The sequence below is a fragment of the Kribbella sp. NPDC050281 genome (assembly GCF_040655855.1).
Taxonomy (GTDB): domain Bacteria; phylum Actinomycetota; class Actinomycetes; order Propionibacteriales; family Kribbellaceae; genus Kribbella.
In genome coordinates, this window is the sequence record NZ_JBFAKS010000004.1 from 1 (window position 1) to 22512 (window position 22512).

The 22512-nt window shown below is 68.2% G+C and carries 15 protein-coding genes; 14 read left to right on the plus strand and 1 reads right to left on the minus strand.

All coding sequences use genetic code 11. The features are described from left to right. Positions 1 to 140 precede the first annotated feature (140 nt). Entirely contained in the window at positions 141 to 1163 is a 1023-nt protein-coding gene (locus AB0I34_RS05925) for a sugar-binding transcriptional regulator (RefSeq protein WP_360440092.1), read from the plus strand. Here the strand turns inward: AB0I34_RS05925 and AB0I34_RS05930 are convergent. Further along, entirely contained in the window at positions 1135 to 2886 is a 1752-nt protein-coding gene (locus AB0I34_RS05930; protein WP_360440095.1) for a beta-L-arabinofuranosidase domain-containing protein, read from the minus strand. The two genes, AB0I34_RS05925 and AB0I34_RS05930, sit on opposite strands and share 29 nt — an antisense overlap. Before the next feature lie 238 nt (positions 2887 to 3124). Here AB0I34_RS05930 and AB0I34_RS05935 point away from each other — a divergent pair, with 238 nt between their 5' ends. The 13 genes from AB0I34_RS05935 to AB0I34_RS05995 all read left to right on the plus strand — a co-directional run bounded on the left by AB0I34_RS05935 (position 3125) and on the right by AB0I34_RS05995 (position 22493). Further along, a complete protein-coding gene (locus tag AB0I34_RS05935; RefSeq protein WP_360440097.1) occupies positions 3125 to 5491 on the plus strand; it encodes an Ig-like domain-containing protein in 2367 nt (788 codons plus the stop codon). A 14-nt stretch (positions 5492 to 5505) separates the two neighbouring features. Next, the gene (locus tag AB0I34_RS05940; protein WP_360440100.1) at positions 5506 to 7494 is read left to right on the plus strand and encodes an ABC transporter substrate-binding protein; all 1989 of its coding nucleotides are present in this window, start codon (positions 5506 to 5508) and stop codon (positions 7492 to 7494) included. Then, positions 7494 to 8492, plus strand: coding sequence for an ABC transporter permease (locus AB0I34_RS05945; protein ID WP_360440103.1), 999 nt, complete (start codon positions 7494 to 7496; stop codon positions 8490 to 8492). The genes AB0I34_RS05940 and AB0I34_RS05945 overlap by 1 nt, the downstream gene beginning before the upstream one ends. A 5-nt stretch (positions 8493 to 8497) precedes the next feature. Next, on the plus strand, positions 8498 to 9592 hold the full coding sequence (locus AB0I34_RS05950) for an ABC transporter permease (protein WP_360440106.1): 1095 nt from the start codon (positions 8498 to 8500) through the stop codon (positions 9590 to 9592). Positions 9593 to 9602: 10 nt separating this feature from the next. Beyond that, the gene (locus AB0I34_RS05955; RefSeq protein ID WP_360440108.1) at positions 9603 to 10604 is read left to right on the plus strand and encodes an ABC transporter ATP-binding protein; all 1002 of its coding nucleotides are present in this window, start codon (positions 9603 to 9605) and stop codon (positions 10602 to 10604) included. After that, the gene (locus tag AB0I34_RS05960) at positions 10601 to 11608 is read left to right on the plus strand and encodes an oligopeptide/dipeptide ABC transporter ATP-binding protein (RefSeq protein ID WP_360440111.1); all 1008 of its coding nucleotides are present in this window, start codon (positions 10601 to 10603) and stop codon (positions 11606 to 11608) included. The genes AB0I34_RS05955 and AB0I34_RS05960 overlap by 4 nt, the downstream gene beginning before the upstream one ends. 11 nt (positions 11609 to 11619) lie before the next feature. Continuing rightward, a complete protein-coding gene (locus tag AB0I34_RS05965; protein WP_360440114.1) occupies positions 11620 to 13161 on the plus strand; it encodes an extracellular solute-binding protein in 1542 nt (513 codons plus the stop codon). Continuing rightward, complete coding sequence (locus tag AB0I34_RS05970; protein WP_360440117.1) at positions 13155 to 14222, plus strand: sialidase family protein; 1068 nt, start codon at positions 13155 to 13157, stop codon at positions 14220 to 14222. Before AB0I34_RS05965 ends, AB0I34_RS05970 begins: the two co-directional genes overlap by 7 nt. Next, positions 14219 to 15619: a DUF5060 domain-containing protein gene (locus tag AB0I34_RS05975; protein WP_360440120.1), complete on the plus strand. Its 1401-nt coding sequence runs from the start codon at positions 14219 to 14221 to the stop codon at positions 15617 to 15619. Before AB0I34_RS05970 ends, AB0I34_RS05975 begins: the two co-directional genes overlap by 4 nt. After that, a complete protein-coding gene (locus AB0I34_RS05980) occupies positions 15616 to 16833 on the plus strand; it encodes a DUF5605 domain-containing protein (protein ID WP_360440123.1) in 1218 nt (405 codons plus the stop codon). The genes AB0I34_RS05975 and AB0I34_RS05980 overlap by 4 nt, the downstream gene beginning before the upstream one ends. Continuing rightward, positions 16833 to 18899: a hypothetical protein gene (locus AB0I34_RS05985; RefSeq protein ID WP_360440126.1), complete on the plus strand. Its 2067-nt coding sequence runs from the start codon at positions 16833 to 16835 to the stop codon at positions 18897 to 18899. The genes AB0I34_RS05980 and AB0I34_RS05985 overlap by 1 nt, the downstream gene beginning before the upstream one ends. Next, positions 18892 to 20010, plus strand: a complete 1119-nt coding sequence (locus AB0I34_RS05990; protein WP_360440129.1) for a glycoside hydrolase family 28 protein — start codon at positions 18892 to 18894, stop codon at positions 20008 to 20010. The genes AB0I34_RS05985 and AB0I34_RS05990 overlap by 8 nt, the downstream gene beginning before the upstream one ends. Positions 20011 to 20138: 128 nt before the next feature. Then, positions 20139 to 22493, plus strand: coding sequence for a DUF222 domain-containing protein (locus AB0I34_RS05995; protein WP_360440132.1), 2355 nt, complete (start codon positions 20139 to 20141; stop codon positions 22491 to 22493). Positions 22494 to 22512 lie beyond the last annotated feature (19 nt).

The following is a 22512-nucleotide window of genomic DNA, read 5'->3' on the forward strand; positions in this document are numbered from 1 at the left end:
GACGTTTGAGCGCGTTGTCTGGCGGCGTTGTCGTCGTCGCGCAATGCTCCGCATTGCTCTCCTCCTCCGCCTTGCCAGCGAACGACTGGACCACCGCTAGCCGCACCACCGCCCCTCGACGAGCCACTAGCATGCTGAGCATGACGACGGCGAGTGCGGGAGAGGGCCCACGCCAAGGGGTCCGGCGGCAGCCGTCGGCTGAGCAGCTGCGGCTGCTCACCAAGGTCGCGAAGCTGTACCACGAGCAGGGCGTGCGCCAGCCGCAGATCGCCGCGCAGCTGCACATCTCCCAGCCGCGGGTGTCGCGGCTGCTGAAGCAGGCCGTGGTGGCCGGCATCGTTCGTACGGTCGTGATCCCGCCGAGCGGCGTACACACCGAGCTCGAGGACGCGATCGAGCAACGCTACGGGCTGCGCGAGGTGATCGTCGTCGACGCCAGTGGTGAGGACGACGCGCACATCATCCCGGCGCTCGGCGCGGCCGCGTCGGTGTACCTGGAGACCACGCTGACCGGCGGTGACCGGATCGGCATCTCGTCCTGGAGTTCGACGCTGCTCGCCACAGTCGAGTCGATGACGCCGCGGTCGACGCAGGTGGCTGAGGAGGTCGTCCAAGTCCTCGGTGGCGTTGGCAACCCGGCTGCTCAGGCCCGCGCGGCCCGGCTGGTCGGCCGGCTGGCGGATCTCACCGGCGCAGCGCCGGTACTCCTGCCGGTGCCCGGTCTGGTCGGCAGTGTGAGCGCGAAGCGCACGCTGATGAAGGACCCGGTGGTCACCGAGGTGATGGATGCCTGGTCGCGACTCACGCTGCTGCTGGTCGGGATCGGCAGTCTCGAGCCGTCTCCGCTGCTGAAGGAGAGCGGCAATGCGATGACCGTCGAGGACCAGAAGGTCCTGCGGGACCAGGGTGCGGTCGGCGACATCTGCCTGCGGTTCTTCGACGAGGCCGGCAAACCGGTCCGCTCCGAGCTCGACCAGCGGGTGCTCGGTCTGTCGGCCGCTCAGGTCCGCAGCGACGACCTCCGCAGCGTCGGCGTCGCGGGCGGCATGCGCAAGTACGCCGCCATCCGCGCCGCGCTGCTGGGTGGATGGGTCGACGTACTCATCACCGACCGCTCTGTCGCCGAGCGCTTGGCTAACGAGCATCGACCCACACAGTCATAGGACCGACCGTCCGATTCGCCCACGCGTAGTAAGGGATCGCGGTCAGTGTCTGCCCATCCCGCGCCGGCACCTCGACTGTCGTCACCCCGCCGAGAAGCTCCGGCCGTTCCCGCTCGACCAGCTCGCCCGCCACCACAGCCGTCTCATCCAGTACGACGTCCTGGTCGACCTGCTCGAAGCAGTACACCAATGGCCCACGCTCGATCGCCACACACCCGCGCACCGAATCGATCCGATCGTCCGGCTCAGTACGCCGCGCCTGTACGGGCAGCTCCAGCACCACTTGGTCGCCAACAGACCACTGCCGTCGTAGCGGTCCGGAAACGCTGGAACCATCTGCCCAGGCAGGGACGCGAAGACCCAGAGTCCAAGGCTCCGTCGGCGTCTCGGTGATGGTCACCGTCACCCGGCCGTGCCACGGATAGCGCGTCGCCACCTCGAACCCGACCCTGCCAACAGGCAACTCAGCGGTCACCACAGCCGGTGCGTAGAGGTGCACCTGGACCCCGTCGGCGTCCGACGTCGCCACGAGCTGGTCGAGCGAGGAGAGCGTGCGCATCACGTTCGGCGGGCAGCACGCCGTCCCGTACCACGGCTGCCTCCCCGCAACCGCGGAGCGCTGGTCGTCGGCGTACGCGTGCTGCCTCACCTTCAACGTGTTGACGTAGAAGAAGCTGTCACCGCTCAGCGAGACCCCCGAGATCACCGCGTTGTACAGCGTCCGCTCGATCAGGTCGGCGTACTTGCTGTCGCCGGTCGCGAGCAGCAGCCGCCAACTCCATTGCACGCTGGCGATGGCCGCGCAGGTCTCGCAGTACGCCGTGTCCGGTGGCAACTCGAACGGGTCGCCGAACGCCTCGCCGTACCACCTCGACCCGACGCCACCGGTCAGGTACGTCTGGCTGTCTGCCATCGTCTGCCACGTCTCCCGCAGCGCATCGAGCAGCTCGGCATCGCCGGTCTCGACCGCGACATCGGTCGCTCCGGAGGCCAGGAACAACGCACGTACGGCGTGCCCCGCGAGTGTCCGTACCTCGCGCACCGGCAGATGGTCCTGGAAGTACGCCGCCCCGTGGTGCCCCGGCGGCACCAGCAACCCACGCCCCCGCGCCTCGACGAAGTACGACGCCAGCTCCAGGTACGACGCCGTCCCAGTCTCGCGGTAGAGGTCGACCAACGCCATCTCGATCACCGGATGACCGTCGACGCCTTCCAAGCGCCCGGGCCCGAAGGTCTTGCAGAGCAGGTCGGCGAATCGGCACGCGACATCGAGCAGCGTGCGATCGCCGGTGGCGCGGGACTGGGCGACCGCGGCCTGCAGCAGGTGGCCCGCGCAGTAGAGCTCGTGTCCCTTCTCCAGGTCTGCGAAGCGCCGGCCGCCGAGTGCCAGTCGCGTGTGCGTGTTCAGGTAGCCGTCCGGTTCCTGTGCCTGTGCGACCAGTGCGCTCGCAGTCGCCTGCCAGGACGCGAGATCGTCGGCCGGCTCCCGGGCCTGTTCCCAGGCGACCGCCTCGAGCCACTTGTAGACGTCGGTGTCGGCGAAGAGCTTCCCGGCGAAGGGCGGCTCTTGTCCGGGCGCGCGACGGAAGTTGCCGAGAGTTCCGGCCTCCTCGAGCCGCATGCCGGCGGCCGGGATCGTCGACGTCCGGTTGATCTGCTGGCGCTCGCGCCAGAAGCCGCCGGTGATCTTCGTGGCACCGAGGGGGAGTGGGCGAAGGGGCATGGCTGACAGGAAACCATCAGGGCGAAGGCTCCGGCAAGACTTCGGTGCAAACGATTGCCGACGAGCGATCTCGTGACTGCAAACGATTGCAAATCATCCGCGTCATGCTCTTGACACTCCTTCGTAACCTCGGCAACCATGAGGCCGTCGATCCATTCGATGCCGACTAGATATTCACATCTGGTGCTCAATCGGCAGCCGCCCCTGCGAAAGTGAGGCCCAAAGTGAGGCGTGGACGATGACCGAAATCTCCTCCGGCTGGACCCGGCGCACGTTCGTCGGAACGACCGCCGCCGTCGGCGCCGCTGCCTGGATCGGCAACGCCCCGACGGCCTCGGCCCAGACCGTCGCGACGGCACGCGCCGCGGCCGCCGACGATCAGCTCCCCGCCTTCCCCGGTGCCGAGGGCGCCGGCAAGTGGGCCAAGGGTGGCCGCGGCGGATCTGTGTACGAGGTGACCACGCTCGCCGACTCCGGCCCGGGATCGCTCCGCGAGGGCGTCTCCGGCTCGGACCGGACCATCGTGTTCCGGGTGTCCGGCACGATCGAGCTGAAGTCCCAGCTGCTGATCGCCGGCAACAACCTCACCATCGCCGGCCAGACCGCCCCCGGCGGCGGCATCTGCGTCTCCGGGTACGGGACCGGGATCAAGGGCAGCGCGCACGACATCGTGATCCGCTACGTGCGGTTCCGGCTCAGCGACCGCAACGCGATCGCCGACGACGCCTTCAACACCAACGTGCCGGGCTCGGTCAGCCCGGAGATCCGCAACCTGATCATCGACCACTGCTCGTTCAGCTGGGCCGTCGACGAGTGCCTGTCGCCGTACGGGAACTTCGACGTCACGATCCAGTGGTGCATCGTCTCCGAGGGCCTGGCGCTGTCCGCGCACCCGAAGAACCGGCACGGGTACGGCGGTATCTGGGGTGGCGAGCGCAACACCTACCACCACAACCTGATCGCCCACCAGGGCGGACGGCAGCCACGGTTCGGCTACACCGAGGGCATCAACCTCGAGGTCGACCACTTCAACAATGTGGTCTACGACCACGGCTACACCTCTGTGTACGGCGGCGAGTGGGCCAACGGCATCAACATCGTCGGCAACTACTACAAGCCCGGCCCGACCACCGTGGGCGAAGTGGCACCGGTCATCCTGAGCGCCAACCGCGGCGGCCAGTGGTACGTGGCCGGCAACCACGTCGACGGCTATCCCGAGGTCACCGCGCACAACCGGCGTGGCATCAGGTACCCGATCGGCGGCATCGTCGAACTGTCCGAGCCGCAGCCGATCCCGGGGACGTTCGAGCCGGAGCCGGCGGCCAAGGCGTACGACGCCGTCCTGGCGAACGCCGGTGCGATCCTGCCGCGGCGGGACGCGGTCGACGAGCGGGTCGTCAACGACGTCCGCAACGGCACCGGCCGGTTGATCAACTCGCAGAAGGAGGTCGGCGGCTTCCCGCCGCTGGTCCAGACCGAGGCACCGCTGGACTCCGACCACGACGGCATCCCGGACTGGTGGGAGCAGGCCAACGGCCTGGACCCCAACGACCCGTCCGACGCGCAGAAGATCGCGCCGAACGGCTACACCTACCTGGAGAACTACCTCAACTCGATCGTGCCCGACCCGGTCGGCAACCCGAGCGTGCGGATCACCAGCCCGCGGCACAACCAGACGATCCCCGGCCGGACCGCTCCGACCGTGACAGTCCAGGCGGACGCCGCCGCGGACAAGGGTGGCGAGCTCGCCACGGTCGAGTTCTTCGCCGGCGACCAGCTGATCGGTACCGCGACCAAGGCGCCGTACAAGATCGAGTGGAAGAACGTTGCTGACGGCACCTACTGGCTGACCGCGCGGGCGACGGACCAAAACGGGACAGCGACCCAGTCGACCGCGGTGCCGGTGCACGTCAACCTTCAGGCCGGTACTCCGGGCTGGACGTCCGCCTCGGTCGGCAAGCCGGTGGTGCAGGGGTCGGGCAGCCTCGACGGCGGGATCCTCACGATCAAGGGCTCCGGCCGGATTCTGGGCCGATCCAGCAACTTCCACTACGTCTACCGCAAGCTCCAGGTCGGCGGTGCCGGATCGGTCGCCCAGATCTCCGCCCGGCTCGACAACCTCGCGAAGGTTGCCAACGGCATCACGGCCGGCCTGATGATCCGCGACAGCCTGGACCCGGCCGCTCCGTTCATGTACGGCGGCGTCGGGTTCGGCGTGGCCGGCGGGATGGGCACGGTCGGCGACAATGCGAGCGGAGCGCCGGACGTCACCGACGACGGCGGCATGAAGGCGCAGGCGATCCGGATCCAGACCGACGGACCGATCCCCAGCGTCGGTCCCTGGCCATGGGACGACAGCTACCTCGACCCGACCAAGCAGTACTGGCTGCGGCTGCTCCGGCGCGAGCGCCCGCAGGCCAGGGAGGTCGAGTTCGAGGCCTTCATTTCTACCGACAAGACCACGTGGGACCGCTTCGGCTACGAGAAGCTCGTGATGCCGAGCCGGACCTTCTACATCGGATTCGCGATCGACGGCGGCAAGATCGACAACGACCTCGTCGACTACGGGACCGCGCAGTTCAGCAACATCTCGGTCGAGCAGTGAGGCAGGAAGTGACCATGTCCCGAGAGCAACGCACGTTCGACCGGCGCCGGCTGCTGCAGGGTGGCCTCGGTCTCCTGGCAGTGGCGACGGTCCCCGGCTGCGGCTTCTTCGACACCAAGCCGGCCGGCTCCGGCGGGCAGGTCGCCGCAGCTGGTGAGAAGGAGTCGCCGATGCTGAAAGCCCTGGTGGACAAGGGTTCCCTGCCACCGTTGGAGCAGCGGCTGCCGAAGAACCCCCCGGTGATCAAGCCGCTGGAAGGCAAGGCGCAGTACGGCGGCACCTGGCGTTCGGCCATGCTGACCCAGGAGGACACGCAGTGGCTGTGGAACGGCCTGGCGTACGAACCGCTGGTCCGCTGGAAGTCGGACAAGACCGGCAAACCCGGGTACGACGAGATCGAGGCGAACGTCGCCGAGTACACGGTCGATGCTGACAGCAAGGAGATCACCTTCACGCTGCGCGAGGGCCTCAAGTGGTCCGACGGCAAGCCGTGCACGGCGGACGACATGCTGTTCACGCTGCTCGAGGTGCAGTGTGACACCGGGCTGCACCCGGACGGCATCTACGACGCGTTCGCGTCGCCCGACACCGGCAAACTCGCCAAGATCGAGAAGGTCGACGACCGGACCGTCAAGCTCACCTACACCGCGCCGCAGCCATCGCTGATCAGCCAGATCGCCGACGGCATCTTCCTGCGCGAGGGTGCCTACGGGATGCTGCTGCCGAAGCACTACTTCCAGCAGTTCCACCTCAAGTACAACAAGAGTGCGAACGCGCTCGCGAAGAAGGCCGGCGTCGGCAGCTGGACCGACCTGTTCGCGCAGAAGCAGAACCCCTGGACCAACCCTGACCAGCCGACGCTGGCGCCGTGGAAGGTGACGACCGCGCTGGGCAAGGGCTCCGCGGTCACCCTGACCCGGAACCCGTACTACTGGAAGGTCGACGACCAGGGCCGGCAGCTGCCGTACATCGACGCGTGCCGGGTCGAGGTGGTCCAGGACGCCCAGGTCGAGCTGCTCAAGGTGATGAACGGCGAGTTCGGCATGCAGTACCGCAACTTCGGTACGCCCCAGAACAAGCCGGTGGTGGCGCAGAACCGGGACAAGGGCGGCTACCGGATCTTCGAGGTGCCGACCCAGCTCACCAACACGATGGTGATCGGCATCAACCAGACGCACAAGGACCCGGTGAAGCGCGCCCTGTTCGCGAACAAGGAGTTCCGGATCGGGCTGTCGTACGCGATCAACCGCAAGGAGATCATCGACGCCGTGTACGCCGGCCAGGGTGAGGCCTGGCAGGGTGCCCCGCCGAAGGACTCGCCGTACTACAACGAGCAACTGGCCACGCAGTACCTGGAGTTCGACGTGGCCAAGGCGAACCAGCACCTGGACGCCGCCGGGCTGACGAAGAAGGCGGCCGACGGACGGCGGCTGGGCGCGGACGGGAAGCCGGTGTCGGTGACCGTGCTGGTGAGCGAGTCGTTCCCGGATCACGTCGAGGCGATCGAGTTCGTCAAGAAGCGGTGGCTCGCGGTCGGGGTCGAACTGCGGACGCAGGCCGTCAGCGAGGACCTCTACAAGGAGCGGGTCAAGGCCAACGACCACGACGCCGGCACCTGGACCAGTGGCACCTTCGTCCTCCCGACCGGCACCGGCGGTGACCACTACTGGGTTCCCACCAACGACGGCAGCGCCCGGTACGGCGTCGGCTGGGCCCAGTGGTACCAGACGCACGGCGAGGAAGGCATCACGCCGCCGCCCGAGGTGCAGAAGCAGCTCGACCTGTTCACCAAGGCCCGGCAGGAGCCGGATGCGGGGAAGACGCTCGAGCTCGGCAAGCAGGTGCTGCAGATCGCGGCCGACCAGTTCTACTACATCGGCACCAGCAGCGTCCCGAACACCTACGGCGTCGTGAAGAACGACTTCCACAACGTCCCGGACCAGATGATCGAGGCAGTTGCCCCCGGCATCGTCCACCCCGAACAGTTCTCGATCGGGGCATAATGCTGCGTTTCCTCGTCCGGCGGCTGCTGTGGATGGCGGTGACGCTGGCGGCCATCTCGTTCGTCACGTTCGTCGTCATCAAGCTGCCGCCGGGCGACTACACCTCGACGGTGATCGCCAACGCCGAGGCCCGTGGCCAGGACATCCCGGACTCGCAGATCGCCGAGCTGAAGCGGCACTACGGACTGGACAAGCCGTTCCTGGTCCAGTACCTGACCTGGATCTCCGGCGTGGTGCTGCATGGCGACCTCGGCCAGTCGTTCGCCTGGAACCAGTCGGTGGCCAGCCTGATCGGCAACCGGGTGCTGCTGTCGATGGTGCTGTCCATCGCGAGCCTGTTGTTCGTCTGGGCGATCGCGTTCCCGATCGGCATCTACAGCGCCCTGCGGCAGTACTCGCCCGGTGACTACGTCGCGTCGTTCCTCGGCTTCATCGGGATGGCCGTGCCGGAGTTCATGCTCGCGCTGGTGATGATGTACGTCGGCTTCCGGTACTTCGGCCAGAGCGTCGGTGGACTGTTCTCACCGGAGTACGCCGATGCCGCGTGGAACCTGGGCAAGCTGCTCGACCTGGTCTCGCACCTGTGGGTCCCGATCGTCGTGGTCGGCGTGGCCGGCACCGCCGGGCTGATCCGGATCACCCGGGCCAACCTGCTCGACGAGTTGCACAAGCCGTACGTCGCGACCGCGCGGGCCAAGGGACTGCCGGAGTGGAAGCTGTTGCTCAAGTACCCGGTCCGGATGTCGCTCAGCCCGTTCTTCAGCACGGTCGGCTGGTTGCTACCGGGCCTGATCAGCGGCGAAACGATCGTGTCGGTCGTGATGAGCCTGCCGACCAGCGGTCCGCTGTTGCTCGGTGCGGTGAAGAGTCAGGACATGTACCTGGTCGGCAGCTTCGTGCTGATCCTCAGCACGCTGACGGTCATCGGCACGATGCTCAGCGACCTCGCGCTGGCCTGGTGGGATCCGCGGATCCGCGCCCGGTTCCAGAAGGGATAGGCCGGATGCTCCAGCAGAATGCTGCACAGCAGACCACGGTCTCGCAGACCCAGTGGCGGTTGATGTGGCGGCAGTTCCGCCGGCACAAACTGGCCCTGATCGGTCTGATCGTCCTGGTCCCGATCTACTTCGTCGCGGCCTTCGGGGGGTTCTTCGCGCCGTCCGGCAGCGACACCGCCCACACGTCGCTGCCGTACGCGCCGCCGCAGCGGCTGAACGTGTCGACCGAGCACGGCCTGTTCGTCTACGGCTTCTCGTCCACCCGCAACGACGAGACGTTCGAGCAGACCTTCACCGTCGACAAGTCCAAGATCATCGACGTCGGGCTGTTCGTGCACGGCGACGAGTACAAGATCCTCGGGGTGATCCCGTCCGACATCCACCTGATCGGCCCGACCACGGCGAGCGACCCGTTCTTCCTGCTCGGGGCGGACCAGTCCGGCCGGGATCTGCTGTCCCGGTTGATCCTGGGCGCGCGGGTCTCGCTGTCGATCGGCCTGGTCGGGGTGTTCGCCAGCTTCCTGCTCGGCATGCTGATCGGCGGCATCTCCGGGTACCTGGGCGGCCGGGTCGACAACGCGATCCAACGGGTCATCGAGTTCATCATGTCGATCCCGACGCTGCCGCTGTGGATGGCCTTGTCGGCTGCCCTGCCGGGCAGTTGGGGACCGTTGACCCGGTACTTCGCGATCACGGTGATCCTTTCGCTGATCGGCTGGACCGGATTGGCCCGCGATGTGCGGGGCCGGTTCCTCAGCCTGCGCGAGGAGGACTTCGTGATGGCCGCGCGGCTGGACGGTGTCGGCCGCGGCGGGATCATCTTCGGCCACATGGTGCCGTCGTTCGCCAGCCACATCATCGCGTCGGTGTCGATGGCGGTGCCCCGGATGATCCTCGGCGAGACCAGCCTGTCGTTCCTCGGCCTCGGTCTGCAGCCGCCGGCGGTGAGCTGGGGCGTTCTGCTCGAGGGCGCGCAGAACATCCGGGCCGTCGCCACCGCTCCCTGGCTGCTGACCCCGGGCCTCGCGGTCGTGGTCGTCGTACTGGCCATGAACTTCGTCGGCGACGGTCTCCGTGACGCCGCGGATCCCTACAAGTAGGAGGACTCCGATGGCTCTGCCTTTGCTGGAGGTCCGGGACCTCAGGACTCACTTCGAGCTCGAGGACGGTGTGGTCAAGGCCGTCGACGGTGTCGACCTGACCGTACGGCGCGGTCGCACGCTGGCCGTGGTCGGTGAATCGGGCTGCGGCAAGAGCGTCACCGCACGGTCGATCCTGCGCCTGGTGGAACGGCCTGCCCGGATCGTCGGCGGCGAGGTGCTGCTGTACGGCGACGAGTCCGCGGGCGACCCGGAGGATCTGCTGGCCGCGAAGGACGGGCGGCTGCGGCAGGTGCGGTGGGCCGACATCGCGATGGTGTTCCAGGAGCCGATGGCGTCACTCAGCCTGGTGCACACCATCGGCGACCAGATCGTCGAGGCGATCCGGCTGCACGAGAACGTCGGCAAGGCCGTGGCTCGCGAACGAGCGGTGGAGTTCCTCGGCCGGGTCGGCATCCCGGACCCGAACCGACGGGTCGACTCGTACCCGTTCGAGCTCAGCGGCGGCATGCGGCAACGCGCGATGATCGCGATGGCCCTGTCGTGCCGGCCGCGGCTGCTGATCGCGGACGAGCCGACCACCGCGCTCGACGTGACCACGCAGGCCCAGATCCTCGACCTGCTGCAGGATCTCCAGGAGGAGTTCGGCATGGCGATCATGCTGATCACGCACGACCTGGGTGTTGCCGCACAGGTCGCTGACGAGGTCGCGGTGATGTATCTCGGCGAGGTCGTCGAGCACGGTCCGGCCACCTCTGTGCTGACCTATCCCAAGCATCCGTACACCCAGGCGCTGGTGCGCTCGGTGCCGCGGCTCGGGCAACGCGGTCAGGACCGGCTGGCCGCCGTACGGGGGAGTGTGCCGCCGCCGTACGAACGGCCGTCGGGATGCCGGTTCCATCCACGCTGCGACGCGTTCATGGCCGGCAAGTGCGACGAGATCGTGCCCCTCCGGGTGCGGTCCGGCGACATCGACGTCGCCTGCCTGCTGTACGGCGAGGAGAACCGATGAACCTGCTGACAACCGAGGGCCTGACCATGCATTTCCCGCTGCACAGCGGGTTCTTCGGAGGCAACCGCGGCGTGGTGAAGGCGGTCGACGGTGTCGACCTGTCGATCCGGGCCGGCCGGACGCTCGGCCTGGTGGGCGAGTCGGGCTGCGGGAAGACCACACTCGGCCGCTGCATCGTGCGCGCCTACGAACCGACGTCGGGCAGCATCATGTTCGACGGCGTCGATCTGGCTCCGCTCACCGAGAAGCAACTGAAGCCGTACCGCGCGCAGGTGCGGCTGATCTTCCAGGACCCGCACTCCTCACTCAATCCGCGCAAGACCCTGCGCGACATCATCGCCGAGCCCTTGCGGGTGCACGGCGGCGGTAGTCGCGACGAGATCGACGACAAGGTCGGCGCGCTACTGCGTCGTGTCGGGCTGCGAGCGGAGTACGCGCACCGCTACCCGCACGCGTTCAGCGGCGGTGAGCGGCAGCGCGTGGTCATCGCGCGCGCACTGGCGACGGACCCGCGGCTTGTGGTCGCGGACGAGGCGGTCAGTGCGCTCGATGTGTCGGTCCGGGCCCAGATCCTCAACCTGCTGAAGGACCTGCAGGAGGAGTCCGGCCTCACCTACCTGTTCGTCTCCCACGATCTCGGCATCGTCGAGCACGTCGCCGACGACGTGGCCGTGATGTACGTCGGCAAGCTTGTCGAGAGCGCGTCGACCGAAGAGCTCTACACCAAGCCCCTGCATCCCTACACCGAGGCGCTGTTGAGCGCCGTCCCGGATCCCGATCCGGCCTCGCGCGGACAGCGATCGCGGATCGTCCTGCGCGGCGAGATCGCGGATCCGTCCAAGGTGCCGGCCGGCTGCCCGTTCCATCCACGGTGCGGGTACGCCGAAGCGCGGTGCCGCACCGAAGTACCTCAGCTGCGCGAGATCGGCGGCCGGCGGGTCGCCTGTCACCTCGCCGAACAGCTGGATCTGAAGGGCGTCCTCGCGGACGTCACCGCCCCTTAGAAAGGCTCACCATGTCCGACACCCAGAACACTCCCGGCAGCAGTCCGGAGGACAAGACCCCCGGGTTGTCCCGGCGCGGCTTCGTCCGGAACACAGCCCTGATCGGCGGTCTCGCCGCGCTCGGCGGTGCACTCCAGGCAGCCCCGGCGGCGGCCAGCTCGACCACCGCCACCCCGCGCGCCGGCGCCCGGTCCGCGGCCGGCACCGTCGAGATCCCGAACAAGTACGGCAAGCCGTTCTCCGTCGACGACGACGAGGTGTTCGTCTTCGCGGTCAACTTCAAGCCGTTCGAACTCGGCGGCGACGACGACGGCCGCGAGGCGACCCGATACTTCGACGCCGTCTTCGGCGACGCGATCCGGGCCAAGTTCCCCGAGGTGAAGCTGAAGTACGCCACCTGGGACTACCCGATCCGCTACGAGGACATCGCCAGGGCCGGCCGGGTGCCGGACCTGATCATCGACGACCCGCGGACCCGGATCGACCGCGACCTCGAGCCACTCGGCTGGGTCCAGGACATGACGTCGATGGTGCAGCAGGCCGGGATCGACCTGTCCGCGCTGAACCTCGGCTCGGTCGAGCTGGTGAAATCACGCTCCGACGGCGGCCTGTACGGCGTACCGCTGTTCATCGACGAGCACGTGCTGCTCTACAACAAGCAGATCTTCGACAAGTTCGGCGTCCGCTACCCGCGCGCCGGGTCGACGTACGACGAGATCTACAAGATCGCCAAGCGGCTGACCGTGCAGGACGGGATCCACCACTACAAAGGCTTCATGCAGCACCCGGACAACTACCTGGCACTGAACCAGCTCGGCCTGTACCCGTTCGTCCCCGGCGACAGCGAGCAGCCCGCCCCCGAGGACATCAAGGTGAGCCTGACCACCACGGAGTGGAAGCGGGTCGCCGACAACATGTACCGCTTCCTGATGCTGCCGGGCAACGGCTTCACCACGGTGGACGACTTCTTCAAGGGTGACATGAGCTTCCCGGGCCACCTGGCGATGGCGGTCCACACGCTGTCGAAGCTGAACGCCTACGCGCTGAGCTCGCTGTACGTCGAGGAGGACGACGCGGAGGACTACGCCGAGTGGGCCAAGAGCGTGAGCATCGGCGTCACCTCCATGCCGGTGCTGTCGCGTGGCTCGACCGCGATCTACCAGCCGAACGCGCGGGCGGCGTACATCCCGCCGCAGTCGCAGCATCAGGCCGAGTCCCTCGACATCCTCAAGTACCTGGTGTCGGAGGAGGCGCAGACCAGGCTCTCGTCGTACGGCGTCAAGGCGGTGCGGCAGACGGAAGCGGTCGTGAACGCGTTCGGTACGGCGATTCCGGAATTGCAGGGGATCGACACGTCGGGCGTGTACTGGGGTGACAACGCGGTGGTGAAGGACTACCAGAACACCGAGTACTGGGACATCCCGCTCTACAAGGTGTTCCGGCAGCACGTGCTGATCGACGGGATGGACGTCGACTCGGCGCTGCAGGTGGCCGAGCAGCAAGACATCCCCGACTACATCAAGGCGCAGGCCGCCGCCGGATTCACATGGTGATCGATCCACGCTTCGACGGTCGCCTCCGGGACGGCGTGGCACTCCTGCCGACGCTTCACCCTGGCGACAGTCACGCGGCAACCCTGGTGGAGACGGCGGCCGGCGATCTGTTGTGCGCCTGGTTCAACGGGCCGGGGGAGGGGGAGCCGGACACGAACATCGTGCTGTCCCGGCTCCCCGCCGGCTCGGACACCTGGACGGTGCCCGTGCCGATGTCTTCGGACCCGGACCGATCCGAGCAGAACCCGGTGCTGTTCGTCGCGCCGTCCGGGGAGGTGTGGCTGCTGCACACCTCGAACGAGCCGCACGACCAGAGCACCTCCCGGGTGCTGCGCCGAGTCTCGCGTGACGGCGGGCTGACCTGGGGGCCGAGCGATGTCCTGTTCGACCAGCCGGGCAGCTTCGTCCGCAACCCGATCGTTGTCCTGAGCAACGGTGATTGGTTGCTTCCGGCCTACGACTGCGACAAGTCCGCGGAGACCACAGTCGTCCTGCTGAGCACAGACCAAGGTGAGACTTGGACGCGGATCGATCTCCCTGATGCGATCGGGCAGGTGCAGCTGAGTGCGATCGAGGTCGCGCCGGGCGAACTGCTCGGGTACTTCCGGAGTCGCGCTGCGGACCGGATCCACCGGTCCGTGTCGAAGGACAGCGGCCGGACGTGGTCGGCGCCAGAGCGGACCGCGTTGCCGAACAACAACTCGGCGATCCAGGTGCTGCGGTTGGCCGACGGCCGGCTCGTGCTCGTGTTCAACGACTCGTCGGCCGAGCGGGACCAGTTCCGCTGGGTGCCCGACGGGAAGGGCGGCGTACGGCGGAAGACGCTGCGGACTCCGCTGACACTGGCGTTGTCCGAGGACGACGGCGCGTCCTGGCCGTACTGGCGGAACCTGCAGGTGCAGGACGAGGAGTACCGCGACAACGAGTTCGGGTACTCGTACCCGACCTTGTTGCAGACCCGCGACGGCCGGCTGCACGTCGCGTACTCCTACCTGCGCAAGACCATCAAGCACGTGATCCTGACGCCCGACTGGATCGAGGCGGGAGACCGACTGCCATGACTGTGGAGCGGTGGGGAGTGCACGAGCTCACCCTGACCGGACCGGCCGACGGGAACCCGTTCGCCGACGTCGAGTTCCGGGTCGCCTACCGGTACCGGAACCGGGTGCTGACGGTGGACGGCTTCTACGACGGCGACAGGGTGTACCGGGCGCGGTTCAGCCCGGACCGGGAAGGGGAGTGGTCGTACGTCACGAGCAGCTCCGCACCCGAGCTCGACGGTCATCGCGGGACCTTGCTGTGCATCCCGCCCGGCCCGGGCAACCACGGGCCGGTCGGGGTGCGCGGCGCACATCACTTCGCGTACGCCGACGGCAGCCGGTACGACTGCATCGGTACGACCTGCTACCACTGGACGTACCAGTCCAAGGATCTGCAGGAGCTGACGCTCGCATCGTTGCGGTCGGCACCTTTCGACAAGGTGCGGATGTGCCTGCTTCCGACCGACGGCATGCGCCCGGAGCGGACGCCGTTCGCGGGCTCCACGCCGGGGTCGGTCGACGTCAGCCGGTACGATCCGGCGTTCTTCGCCGACTTCGAGGCGCGGGTCGCGGACCTGCTGTCGCTGGGGATCCAGGCCGATCTGATCCTGTTCCACCCTTACGACCGTGGGGTCTGGGGGTTCGACCGGATGACAGCTGCGGAGGATGCGGCGTACCTGCGGTATGTAGTCGCGCGGCTGGCGGCGTACCGGAACGTCTGGTGGTCGCTGTCGAACGAGTACGACTTCAACCGGGAGAAGACGATCGCGGACTGGGATCGCCTGCTGCAGGTGGTGCAGCGGTACGACCCGTACCAGCGGCTGCGGTCGATCCACAACGGGACCAAGATGTACGAGGTCTTCACGCCGTACGACTTCGGCAAGCCGTGGATCACCCACCAGAGCGTGCAGCACTGGGACGGCGCCGAGGTCGCCGCGTGGCGGGCGTGCCCGAAGCCGGTCGTGATCGACGAGATCGGCTACGAGGGCAACGCTGGGCGTCGGTGGGGGAATCTCACCGCGGACGAGATGGTGCACCGCTTCTGGCAGGGCATGACGGCCGGTGGGTACGTCGGCCACGGCGAATCGTTCGTCGATCGCGAGACGCGAGCGTGGATCTCGGTCGGCGGCCGGCTGTACGGCGAGAGCCCGGCACGGATCGCGTTCCTTCGCTCGGTGTTCGCCGAGCTGCCGCGGTTGCCTTCCGGCGACGTGGATCCTGAGCGCTGTGTCCTGCACTACCTGGGCGACCGCCAACCGTCGGCCGTCGACCTGGACCTTCCTTCCGGCGATCCCTTCCAGTTCGACCTGATCGACACCCGGGCGCTGACCATCACGCCTGTCGCCGGTTCGTATTCCGGCGCCAGTCGCATCCCGCTCCCGACTCATCCCTACCTAGTCCTGCGAGGCACTCGATGACCGAGGTTGAACGCTGGGGCGTACTCGAGGTGCAGGTCGACGGCCCGGTCTCGACAGTGTTCCGGCACGAGTCCGGCGAGTCCGCCTACGCGGAGTCGTTCCTGGCCGACGACCGCTGGCTCATCCGCTTCATGCCCAGTCTGGAAGGTACCTGGCACTACGCGCTGCCGGGCTCCGCCGTCGCCCCGCACGCGTTCACCTGTAGCCCGGCGACGTCGTCCGGGCCGATCCGCTCGTCCGGCACCACTTTGCGCCGTGCCGACGGGACGGCCTACCACCCCCTCACCACCACGTGGTTCCACCTCGACCCGACCGGCCCGGGGGCCGGCGACCGCTGGGCCGCGGCGTGCCGCGCTCTCGCCGCCTCCCCGTTCACCCGGGTCCGACTGCGCGCCGACAACCCGCAGCACCTCGAGGCTCAGGTCTGCGACCTGCTCGCAGCAGGCATCGACGCCGAGATCCTCCTGCCATCCGACGAGCCGGCGATCCGTGACCTGGTCAACCGGCTGGCTGCCTACCGCAACGTCAGCTGGTGCCTATCTGCAACCCCGGCCGCGCGCCACCTGGCCGAGCTGATCGCGGAATGCGACTCCAGCAACCACCTGATCGCCATCCACGCTGCACCAGAAGCCGTGGACCCAGGTCCACCCTGGTTCACCCACCTCAGCGTGCCGCTCGAGAACCTGCGCGGCGTCTCGGCCCTCCGCCGCGACTACGCCAAGCCCGTCCTCGTCGACGCCTGCGGCTACGAGGGGGACGGCACCACGCCAGCCACCAGCCTCAGACCGGAAGAGCTGCTCACCCGCATCTGGGAGGGAACCGTCCGAGGCGCCCACGTCACCCACGGCGAGTGGTACGTCGACTCCGACGGCGGACCGTGGTCGGCAGGTGGAGTCCGCCCGACCGGTGTGGTCGCGCAGCGCCTGCGCCTGCTCCGGGAGGTCCTGGACGAGCTGCCCGACGGAGTGGAGCCCATCGACGACTACCGGGACGCTCCGACTCTCGCCGTACCCGGCAGCTACTACCTGCAGTACCTCGGCGAGCACCAGTTCCCCGAGCGCACCTTCATTCTCCCCACCGGCACCTACCAGGTCGACATCCTCGACGTCTGGAACCACACCGTCCGCCGTACCCGCGAGACGGTCATCGACACCCTCACCGTCCGCCTCCCTGGCACCCAGTACCAGGCCATCCAGATCCGCCGAGCCTCCTGATGCCAGCCCTCACGTCCGGTCCCCGCACCGCTGAACTCCGCCGAACCTCCCGCGGAGTAGTCCTCCACCTAGGCACGATCGACGCCAATACGCCGTACCTGGAGCGCCCGGTCGCCGAGCTGCTGACGTGCTCATCCGGGCGACCATGGCAGCCCAACGTGATGCAGACGGAGGGTTGGTGGATCTCGCGGCGGCCGGGTGAGCATCGGGCCGGATGTCGCACCGGACCCGTCGCGGTCGAGATCCGACTGTCCTTCGACGCGGTCGATCGGCTTGACCTGGAGCTGCGGTGGCGCAACACCGGCCAACGGCGGTTGGGCGATCTTGCCGTCGGGCTGCTGCTCGACCTGGGCCGCGTCACCGACAGCCAGCTGACCGTCCCCGGGCTGATCTACAACGACAACCCGTCGGCGGACCCGGCGCGCGCCGTGCCACGGATCGGTCCGGAGCCCGGTGGGGGCTTCGTCGCCGAGGAGGACCGGCTTCCGATCCCCGGCGTGAACCTGGAGTGGCGGACCGGTCGCGAACGCCGCTGGCTGAGCGTCTTCTCCCGCCCGGAGCCGCGGCGATCCGGCGACGGGCTGGTCCGCTACGGTTCGCTGGGAATCATCCGCCAGGAGGGGCCTGTGATCGCGGCGCTGAGCGGCGTACTGATGTTCGACGGCAAGCAGGACGTCCGGTACGTCAGCAAGGCCGAGACGGAGTCGACCGAGGACGGCTACTTGACGTTGCGGCCGGGAGAGGAGTACGTCCAGCGACTGGTCGTCGACTGGGGGCCGCAGGAGCATCGCGGGCACGCCTTCCGCGAGCTCGTCCGGACCGGCCGCTCACTCTTCACCGGTCCTGGCGCGCACCCACTGGATCTCGACGAGGTCGTCACGCGCAAGACCATCGCCCTGGACAACAGGTGGTACCGGGACGGGACTGTGGCCGGCTACACCAAGTTCAGCGACGTCGTCGGCAACGGTCCCGCGAAGGTACGGCATTTCATGTACGGCTGGACCGGCCAGGCACTGAAGCTCGCCTGGTGCGACGCCCGGCTCGGCTTCGAGACTGGCGATCGGACCAGGATCGACCGCTGCCGCGCGGCCGTCGAGTTCTACCTCGCGGGAAGCTCGACACGAACGCCCGGCCTGCGGCACAACGCGTACCAGGTCGGCAGCCGCCGCTGGACCAGCTTCCGCAGCGGCGGCCGCGCGATGGTCTCGAGCCGCGCGTACGGCGAGACGATCGCCGACCTGGCGGAGATCATCACACTCTTCCGCGCCGAGGGTGAGCCGGTACCGCCGTCCTGGCCGGATGCACTCGCCGGTGCACTGAAGTTCCTCCGCGGTGCGTTGCTTCCGGACGGCACGTTCCCGATCGGGTGGCGTCTCGACGGGAAACCCGCGGCGTCCACACTGTCCGCGGCCGGCATTCCGTGCGTACTGGCGGCGCTCAAGGCGTCCGTCGTCCTCGGGGACGACTGGTTGTTGTCGGAGGCAACGACGTGGCTGACTCGGTATCACGGGCAGCACGCGCGGACCTTCGACCGCCCGTTCGCGCGCTCCACCCTCGACGCCGCGTGCGAGGACAAGGAGGCGGGGATGTACTACTTCCTCGCCGCGTACGAGTTGTTCCGCCTGACGGGGGACGACCTCTACGCGCGGTGGGCCGAAGTCGCTGCCGACTGGCTCCTCACCTGGGTCTATGTCTGGTCGCCGGAGTTGGACCTCGACTCTCCGCTGCGAGCGGCCGGCTTCAACGCGATCGGCTGGCCGGCGGTCAGTGTTCAGAACCATCACCTGGACACGTTCTTCCCGACGTACGAGCTCTTGGAGTTCGGCCTCACCACCAACCGCCCCGATCTGGCCACCGCGGCCCGCACCACGATGGGTGCCATGAGCCAAGGCATCTCCGCGGGGCCTGGTGATTGGGGTTTCCAGATCCCCGGCGAACAAGGCGAAGCGTTCTTCCAGACCCATTGGCAGCGCCGAGGCCACAGCAACACCTGGAACCCCTCCTGGGTGATCGCCGTCCCGCTCGCCAACGCCCTCCGCATCCGATCCCTGGAGCCGCATGACTGACCACGTCATCACGGACTACGGCGCCCGCCCGGACCAGGACTGCACACAAGCCATCGAGCTTGCCATCAAGGCGTGTGAGCTGACCGGTGGCCGGGTCGTGGTGCCCGCCGGCCTGTTCCTGACCGGCCCGATCCGGCTGCGGAGCAACGTGGAGCTCCAGGTGTCGGCGGGAGCGACCTTGCGGTTCTCGACCGAGCGTTCGGCGTACCCGATGGTCCGTACCCGGTGGCAGGGGATCGAGTGCTGGAGCTACTCGCCGCTGATCTACGCGTACGACGAGGTGAACGTCGCGGTGACCGGGACCGGGACACTGGACGGTGGTGCCAGCTCGGACAACTGGTGGCGGGACACCAGGCCGGTCGACGACTGGAACCGGCTGCTGCGAATGGTGGACGACGGCGTACCGGTCGACGATCGGGTGTTTCCACCTGGGCACGGATTCCGGCCGAGCTTCATCCAGCCGCACAGCTGCCGTCGGGTGCGGATCGAGGACGTCGGGATCGTGAACGCGCCGATGTGGGTGGTGCATCCGGTGTTCTGCACCGACGTACTCGTGCGCGGTATCACCATCGACAGCCGCGGCCCGAACAACGACGGCTGCAACCCCGACTCCTGCCAGGACGTCGTCATCGCCGGCTGCTCCTTCGACACCGGCGACGACTGCATCGCGATCAAGTCCGGCCGCGACGCCGACGGCCGCCGTGTCGCCCGCCCGTCGGCGAACATCCTGGTCGAGTCCTGCCGCTTCGGCACCGGCCACGGCGCCCTCACCATCGGCAGCGAAACCTCCGGCGGCATCCACACCATCCACGCCCGAGACCTCCACATCACCGGCCCTGCGATCGACCACGCCCTCCGCATCAAAACCAACGCCCACCGCGGCGGCCTCATCGAGCACATCACCCTCCAAGACACCCAAGTCGACTCCGTCACCACCTCCGCGATCCACATCACCACCAACCACGCCACCCCCACCCCACCACCCATCCCCTTCCCCCCAACCGTCCGCCACATCACCATCACCAACCTGCGGGTCCACTCCGCGCCGCGAACCCTTGAGATCCACGACACCCCAACCTCCCCGGTCTCCGATCTGCGCCTCCTCCCCTGACTGAAGTTGCTCGCAGCAACATCCACAACCCATGCTTCCCTGTGGACAAGTCGGTGTTCCTGAAACCCCTTGTGGATAAGGGGTTCTGGGTTTGAGAACTGTCGGTGGGCGTGGTTAGTGTTGTCGGTATGGAACTTCTGGGTGAGCGGCCGATCTGGTCGATGAGCGGCAGCGAGATGCTGACCGCTCTCGACCAGTTGGAGGCCGACCTCGCCCGCCGTCAGACCTACCGCCTCCAACTCATCGCGGCCCTGGACACCACCGGCCACGCAGCCGACCTCGGCGCCCACGACACCGCCCAACTCCTGGCCTTCCGCTACCGCCTGGACCGCCCCACCGCGTACCGCGACGTCCGCCTGGCCCGAGCCCTCCCCAAGTACCCCACCGTCATCACCGCCCTAACAGCCCCCGTCGACAACGTGGCCTCAAATGCCGAGTCCGAGTCCGAGTCCGAGTGCGACGACGACAGCGCGAACGGGCTGACGGAGCCCGAGACCGCCACCGCCGACGCCGAGGAGACCGCCGACGCCGACGCGGTTGAGGGCGAGGGCGCCAGCGAGGGCGAGGGCGACGACGCCAGCGCGGGCGAGTGCGTAGGTCAGGGTGCGGGCGACGGCGCGGGCGAGGGCGGAGGTGAGGGTGCGGGTGCGGGCGGCGAGGATCGCACGACCGCGTGGCTGCTGCGGCCCGCCCAGGCCGAAGCCATCGTCTCCGCCCTGGAACGCGTCCCCACCGCCGTCCCGGTCGAAAACCTCCAGGTTGCCGAACAACAAATGGTCGCCCTCGCCCGCCACCTAACCCCCAGCGAACTCCGCAAAGCAGCCAAACAGATCCGCGACCTCCTCGACACCGACGGCCCCGAACCCGGCGAACACAAGGCCTACGCCCGCGAATCCCTGGCCCTGATCACCGCCGAGAACGGCGTCAAGTTCCGCGGCTACCTGGCCAACGAGAACGCCGAACTCCTCCGCACCCTCATCCACACCGGCGCCCGCCCCCACAAAACCCTCGACGGCGAACTAGACCCCCGTCCCCGCGAAAAGCGCCAAGCCGACGCCCTCACCACCGCCCTAACCCTCGCCGCCACCGCCACCGACTCCAGCCTCACCCCACCCGCCGCCCCAGCCCCGGCGCGATCCACCACACCCACCACCGGCAATCCCAACCCGACCGACCTCAGCGGCAACCCCGGTGCCACCAGCACCCATGAACCCGGCATCGCCACACCCACTCCAGAGCCACCTGACGCGATCCCGGTCCCGCGACGATCGACCGGGACCGAGTCCGGCATCGCGACGCCCACTCCGGCATCCACTGACCCTGCCTCGGTCTCCCCGGGTTGCGCCGCCTCGGCCATCGACACGGGCAGCACCGCCGTACCCGGAATCGCTATCACCGCCGCGACCGTCGCCGGCACCTCGGCCGGTGCGACGACCGGAACCGGTCGGGCCGCGAAGCCGCCGGGTGGGGTTCCGGGGCTCGGGGCGAAGGCGAACATCACCGTCACCATCGACCTGGAGGATCTGAAGTCGGCTGCCGCGGACGCCACCGGCGGACTCGTCTACGGCGACAACCTGTCCGCGGCCGCGATCAGACGCCTGGCCTGCGACGCCAACATCATCCCGCTCGTCCTCGGCTCCAACTCCGAACCCCTCGACGTCGGCCGCTCCGAACGCCTAGTCACCCGGGCCATGCGCCGCGCCCTGAACGCCCGCGACAAAGGCTGCGTCGTCTGCGGCGCCCCACCCACCCAGTGCGACGCCCACCACCTACGCTCCTGGCTCGACGGGGGTGTCACCGCCATCTGGAACCTCGTCCTGCTCTGCCGTCGCCACCACATCGACCTCCACGCCGGCCACTGGACCATCACCATCACCAACGGCGTCGTCCACGTCACCCGCCCCACCTGGGCCGACCCAATTGCAGCACCTGATCCTCGACAACGCGAACCTGTCCCACCATCCTCATCCACCAGAGCGCGCTCAGCCGCACCTCCCAACCCCCAGATCAAACCCTTCCGCGAACACCTGTCCGGCGACGGTCCGAGCATCGACCCGTGGTCAGGCGAACTCCGGTCGGGCGAAGTGCGGCCGGACGAACTGCGGTCGGACGAACTCCCGTTCGACGCACCGCAGTCGGACGGACTGTGGTCAGACGCAGTGCGGTCAGACGCAGTGCGGTCAGACAGGCACCCGTTAGACGCAACGCGGTCGGACGACGCCGCGCGCATGGACAGTACGCAGTCACGGGAGGGGCGTGAAGGAGATGCGTCCGGGGTGACTACGCGTTCAGGCAATCGCCGCACCGATGCTGCGGCTCTCCGAGAGGCTGCACGCCAAGCGATCTGGGGCGACACCTCAACGAGCGAGTCGGACGTGCACACTGTCCTCCCCGGCACCCCAGCCTTGTCCGCGGAAGCAGCCCATCACGATCCCTGGGCTGACCCAGTACCCCCAGCCCCCGTCCGCCCGCGCGGAACGTGAAGCTCTGCACTGGCAAGCC